Source organism: Prevotella sp. AM42-24 (assembly GCF_003461825.1).
GTDB classification, from domain to species: domain Bacteria; phylum Bacteroidota; class Bacteroidia; order Bacteroidales; family Bacteroidaceae; genus Prevotella; species Prevotella hominis.
This window is the reverse complement of the sequence record NZ_QTXV01000117.1, coordinates 280-4,635: the sequence shown is the minus strand read 5'-3', so window position 1 is coordinate 4,635 and position 4,356 is coordinate 280. Positions and strand designations below refer to the sequence as shown.

Here is a 4,356-nt window from a genome sequence, read left to right as displayed (position 1 = left end):
TATAAAGTAAAAAAGTGTCTACAGAAATCAGGAAAAGTCAGGATGACTTAAGTCCTGCTATGCCCTTCAAGCGGTCCCTCGGGGATCACGTGATGGGGAACCGATGAACATGAGATGAGCAACCGTTGCTCACGAGGCGGGCAATAAGTGCCCAAACTGAGGGCCGTAATTTGGGCAATGCAACCTTGCTTAATGCGTTTCTTGACTTTATAAAATAGCAAAAGAGGTATTGCCCGAAAACGCTTTTTGGGAATACCTCTTTTAAACCTAAAACAAAACCAACTAACTAATAAAAATTGTATGCCTAAACTAAATGCTATTTATTGTATTCTGCTGTAACATCCTTCACTTTATATTTCAATCCTTCCTTGGATGCTTCGATTTCAAAGTAAGCCGTACTGGTGAGACCTGTTATATCTACAGTCTGCGGCTTATCTGTACCATTATTGAATATGATATTCACCAACTCGGTTGCATTATCAATGCTGACTTCCTTGTAGTACCATGTCTTTCCACCAATGGTCTTTGTTTCTGTCATCTTTTCACCAGGCCACTTAACAGATGGAGCTTTCTTCCATGTATAGCAGTATAATGGATTCCATTTCACAGCATCGGCATTTACATAAACCATAAATTTATATGCCTTGAACTTCTCAATCGTATATTGATGTGTGGCGATATTTCTAACTTCACCATTCACAAGCAATCCAACCTTCAAGGTACAAGTACTATTGATGCTGATTTCCTTACCACTTTCTACAGTTGTGCTCTTTGCAGTAGGGGTAGAGCCGTCCAAGGTATAAACCAATTTAGCTCCCTCTGTCTGGCTGACTGCAGTAAGTGTGGTCTTGAAACCTTCCTCGTATGAGCCAGAAGGCATGTCGGTCCAAGAGGTTTCTGCATCATTAGAGAGGAAATAGGCATAGTGATAACCGGAAAGAATCTTCGTATAGCCTGTTTCTCCTGCATATTTATCAGCATCATTACCTACAGCCACAAGAAGTTTGTGCTTCGTACCAGTCACTTCATTGACATATAAGGTATTTTGGCATTTCTTGTTTGCGTAATTGCTCATATTGGTGATACCAGCATATTTACGAGCAGCAATCATCTCCTTCAACTCAGGCTTGTAATCTCTCCAGTGTGGCTGGAAGATACAAGGTGTTCCTGGCATGGCGAGCATATAGGCATTGGCTGCAAGCGTATCCCGCTTAAGAGGATCCAACTGCTCATCTGCAGAGCGATACTGGGTATCATGATTCTCGACAAAAGTAACTGCATAACGACGATAATTGGCATCGTGCATAAGATTTTCGTTGCTGCTCAACTTTGTCCAGTTTGGAGCTGCAACAACCTTATTATCTCTTACGCCTATAGCGTCACGAACATTATAACGGAACTGGAAGTCGAAGGCTGCGCTCTTCTTGTTGGTTCTGTTTATCCAACTTTCTATTTTGTCGTTACCATCCCAATATTCGCCAACAGAATATTCTACACCTACGGCATCATTATATTCGGCAACATGGCTACCATCGAAACCTTTCACCATATCATAGCGGAAACCGGTGTAACCTAAATCATCCTTCAGATATTTCAGATATGCTTTGATTACCTTCTGCACATTTTCGCTCTTGTGGTCGATGTCACGGCAACCTTTCCAGTCTGTACCTTCATCATTGTTCTGGCTGAGGCTTACACCATCTTTGGCTGCTTGTGTAGCAGTTTCTCCACCATCATCGTTCTTGCAGATGTCTGTAGGTTGCATCTGGTAGGTTACTCCCTTGTATGTTTCAGCAGGGAAATTATACCAGCCCTCCGTATTGCGGTGGTTGATGACTACATCAGCAATAGCACCTATACCAGCGGCTTTAAACTTGGTAATCAGACTTCTGAGTTCAGCCTCAGATCCGAATGATGAGTTCTGATTGAAATAATAATATGGCATATAGCCCATCACCTGGGTGGTTTCCATACATTTTCCACTTTGTGGAAGCCATACAAGATCAATGTAGCCTTTCAGGTCATCAACTTGGTTGGCTAAGACCTTCCATTGTGACTCATTATAAGAATCCCAGGAAAATCCTTGCAGCATCACACCGCTATAGTCGTTTGCCCAACCTTGTGAAGTGAGACCAGGCTCTGGTTCTGGCTCAGGCTCTGGTTCAGGAGTTGGGGTAGGAGTAGGAGTTGGCTCTGGAATATCAGGGTCGTTGCTACTTGAACAAGCTCCGAGAGTGAGTGCCATTGCGGCGAGGAGGGTGAAATATAATTTCTTCATGTTAATATACTTTTGATTGTTAATCTATTTTTATCGTATAGGTTTGTATTGTTATTACGGTGGCAAAGATACGATATTTTTGATTAGCCTGTATCATTGATTGATGCAAATCAAGTGAATAAATTATGCAAACGTTTGCACAAATTGCTCATGGCATAAAGTGGAATTACATCTACATGATGACTGCCATTTTGACTTATACCCATAGTATCTTGGGCTCACCTATTTCAGCCTTGAGGTATTATTCAGCCAACTGAGGAAACGAAATTCGGCCAACTGAGGAAACGAAATTCGGCCAACTGAGGAAACGAAATTCGGCCAACTGAGGAAATAAAATTCAGCCAACTGAGGAAATATTGAAAAAAAGTTGTATCTTTGCATGCGAATCAACAAATATTTGAAATATGGAATACAAACATAGAATTGCAGACCAAATGCTGGCAAAGAAATTGGCAAGCAAGGGAGCTATTTTGATAGAAGGTCCCAAATGGTGTGGAAAAACTACCACCGCCGAACAGCAGGCCAATAGTATCCTGTATATGGATAATCCTGCCTCATTGGAAACCAATCTACAGATGGCAGAGATAGATGCTTCTGTTTTATTGGAGGGCGAAACGCCAAGGCTTATTGATGAATGGCAACTGGCACCCAAACTTTGGGATGCCATCAGATTTGAAGTTGACCATCGTCATGACGTAGGACAGTTTGTCTTGACTGGTTCCGCAGTTCCGGCTGATGAAAAGGATATGCATCATTCAGGAACAGGGCGATTCAGTTGGCTAACTATGCGCCCTATGAGTCTTTATGAGTCAGGTGAATCAAATGGAAAGGTAAGTTTGGCAAATCTATTTGAAACACCAGAAAAGATAGTTGCTATTAACAAACTGAAGATAGACGACCTGGCGTATCTCATTTGTCGAGGTGGATGGCCATTTGCTTGTAGTTTACAAGATAAAGCTGCCTTGGAGCAAGCCTTTGATTATGTAGATGCAGTCATCAAAAAAGATGTTTCGCGTGTGGATGGAGTGAATCGCAACGCAACAACCACCAGATTGCTCTTGCGTTCATACGCCCGGAATCAAGGTTCGCAAGCAACAATTGGCACGATTGTGGCAGATATGATGACAAATGATGAAAATGAAATTAGCGTGAAGACCGCAGGCAGCTATTTGGAAGCTTTGCGCAAGATATTTGTCATAGAAGATTCTGAAGCCTGGAATCCTAACCTGCGCTCTAAGACGTCTATCCGTACAGCAAATACCCGTTACTTCATTGATCCATCTATAGGAACGGCAGTATTGGGATTAGGTCCTAAAGATCTTATCAATGATCTCAATACGATGGGACTCTTTTTTGAAACCCTTTGTGTTCGAGATTTACGAGTCTTTGCTGACGCTTTGGATGGAGAAGTGTATCATTATCGTGATAAAAACGGGTTGGAATGTGATGCCGTGGTGCATCTACGCAATGGAAAATATGGACTTGTTGAAGTAAAATTAGGTGGCGATAAACTCATCAACGAGGGTGCTGCAAATCTTCTAACTCTTGCAGGCAAAATTAATACAGAAAAAATGAATGAGCCTTCCTTCATGATGGTACTCACGGGAACAGGCGATTTTGCTTATCGAAGAAAAGATGGTGTATTTGTGGTTCCTATTGGTTGTCTGAAAGACTAATTCCTCAAAGAAAGCACATTATAAGCTCTAACGAATCGCATTGTTAAGTTGCAAAGAAGCGCTTCTTCTTCCGTCTGTAATTTTCGAGGAATTTGGTTTCATTTTTTTCGTCCCTGTACCCACTTTTATTTTTCCCTGCCCACGGAAAAAATCTTGCGTGGGCAGGGAGAAAAATATACCTGGGCAGAGAAGGATATTCCATTATTCCCTCATTTTCTGAATTTCCTCCAGTGGAAGTTCTGTGGCCGTTGATACTTGTCTTCTGCTCGTTTCATATCCATCTCCTTTTAAAACGTTTAACTGATTTGTGATGCAAAAATACGACTATTCCTCGTAACTTCCAAGGTTTTAGGGAAAAAGAATGACTAAAAAAGCAAAAAATAGCAGATTTGGGCTTTTGTT

2 protein-coding genes are annotated in these 4,356 nt (G+C 41.6%); one reads left to right on the top strand and one right to left on the bottom strand.

Annotated features, from left to right (window positions below; translation table 11 throughout):
- Positions 1 to 316: 316 nt before the first annotated feature.
- Positions 317 to 2,278, bottom strand: coding sequence for an alpha-amylase family glycosyl hydrolase (locus tag DW917_RS16295; RefSeq protein WP_118120427.1), 1,962 nt, complete (start codon positions 2,276 to 2,278; stop codon positions 317 to 319).
- 404 nt (positions 2,279 to 2,682) lie between these two features.
- On the opposite strand from DW917_RS16295, the gene DW917_RS16290 reads away from it, so the two are divergent.
- Positions 2,683 to 3,954: an ATP-binding protein gene (locus DW917_RS16290; protein WP_118120425.1), complete on the top strand. Its 1,272-nt coding sequence runs from the start codon at positions 2,683 to 2,685 to the stop codon at positions 3,952 to 3,954.
- Positions 3,955 to 4,356 lie beyond the last annotated feature (402 nt).